General features: G+C 64.8%; 1 protein-coding gene. It reads right to left on the bottom strand.

Annotated features, from left to right (window positions below; all coding sequences use genetic code 11):
* Positions 1-177 precede the first annotated feature (177 nt).
* On the bottom strand, positions 178-1,584 hold the full coding sequence (locus AB4Y86_RS18620; protein WP_441403620.1) for an MFS transporter: 1,407 nt from the start codon (positions 1,582-1,584) through the stop codon (positions 178-180).
* Positions 1,585-1,594: the final 10 nt, after the last annotated feature.

Raw genomic sequence — 1,594 nt, 5'->3', positions numbered from 1 at the left:
GCGGGAGAGTCGTGCCAAACCGCGCGAGAGYTGCGGGAGCGTCGTGCCAAACCGCGCGAGAGCTGAGGGAGCGTCGGGCCAGAGCACGCCAGATCTGCGGGAGCGTCGTGACGCAGGAATGCCCGGCGTGTTCCGCGAACACGCCGGGCATTCCTGGTCAAGAAACGGCTTGGAGCGTCAGGCCACGTTGTTCTCGAAGTCGACGTTCTTGGTTTCCTTGCTCACGAACAGGGCGATCAGGGTCAGCACGGACATCACGCTGAGGTAGACACCCACCAGCACCGGGCTGCCCTTGGCCATCTCCCAGAGCCAGACGGCGATGAACGGAGCCACGGCCGCACCCAGGATGCTGGAGACGTTGTAGCTGATGGCCGAGCCCGTGTACCGGACGTTGGTCGGGAACAGTTCCGGCAGGATCGCGCCCATCGGTCCGAACGTCAGGCCCATCAGGCTGAAGCCGAGGATCAGCAGGCCCATGGTTCCGACGAAGCCGCCGCTGAACAGCGGGACGAACAGCAGGCCGAAGACGAAAATGCCTGCGGTCACGCTCATCAGCATCTTGCGGCGGCCGTACTTTTCCGCCAGCGGGCCGGACACGAGGGTAAAGATGCCGAAGAATACGACGCCGGCAATCAGCATCCACAGGAAGTCGTTGCGCGTGAAGCCGAGCCCTGGGACGAAGGCGGCGGCTGCCGCGTCCGTCATCGGCTTGCCGGCCTTCTCGGCAGCAGCCTGCGCCCCTGCCAGGGTCGGCTTGGTGCCGTAGGTCAGCGTAAACGTGGTCATCAGGTAGAAGAGCACGTAGGTGGCCAGCATGATGAACGTGCCCAGGATCAGCGGACGCCAGCTGGTCTTGAAGACGCGGCCGACAGGCAGCTTGGCGACCTCGTTGGACTGCAGGACCTTGGTGAAGGCCGGGGTTTCAATCAGCTTGAGGCGTACGTAGAGGCCGATGATCACCATGACCGCGCTGACCAGGAACGGCACCCGCCAGCCCCACTCCATGAATGCCGCAGGAGTGAGGGCGTAGCTGAAGACCAGGAACAGCACGTTGGCGATGATGAAGCCGATCGGCGCACCGAGCTGAGGGAACGTGCCGTAGATGGCGCGCTTGTTGGCCGGGGCGTTCTCGGTGGCCAGCAGGGCCGCGCCGCTCCATTCACCGCCGAGGGCCAGGCCCTGGGCAAAGCGCATGACGACCAGCAGCGCCGGCGCCCAGAACTCCCAGCCCGGAACCAAGGCGGTGGGCAGGCAGCCGATCAGGAAGGTGGCAACACCCATCGTCAGCAGGGAGGCGACGAGGGTGCCCTTGCGGCCGAACTTGTCACCGAAGTGGCCGAAGACGATCGAGCCGAGCGGGCGCGCGACGAAGGCGACGCCGAAGACGGCGAAAGAGCTGAGCAGCTGGGTGGTCTCGTTCTGGCCCGGGAAGAAGAGCTTCGGGAAAACCAGCACGGCGGCTGTGGCGTAGACATAAAAGTCGTAGAACTCAACGGTGGTGCCGATCAGGCTGGCGACGATCACGCGGCCGCGCGAGTTCACCTGCTTGGCCCCATTCTTCGTCGACGTGGCAGTGGATGACATGTGGTGACGC

Origin of the sequence: Arthrobacter sp. 2YAF22_2, assembly GCF_052114645.1 — a bacterium.
Lineage (GTDB): Bacteria > Actinomycetota > Actinomycetes > Actinomycetales > Micrococcaceae > Arthrobacter.
Note: the sequence above shows the minus strand (reverse complement) of the source record. Positions and strands in the feature narration are given on the sequence as shown.

Coding starts and splice junctions, on each gene's coding strand:
- AB4Y86_RS18620 (WP_441403620.1), bottom strand. CDS start 1,584: ATGTCATCCACTGCCACGTCGACGAAGAATGGGGCCAAGCAGGTGAAC.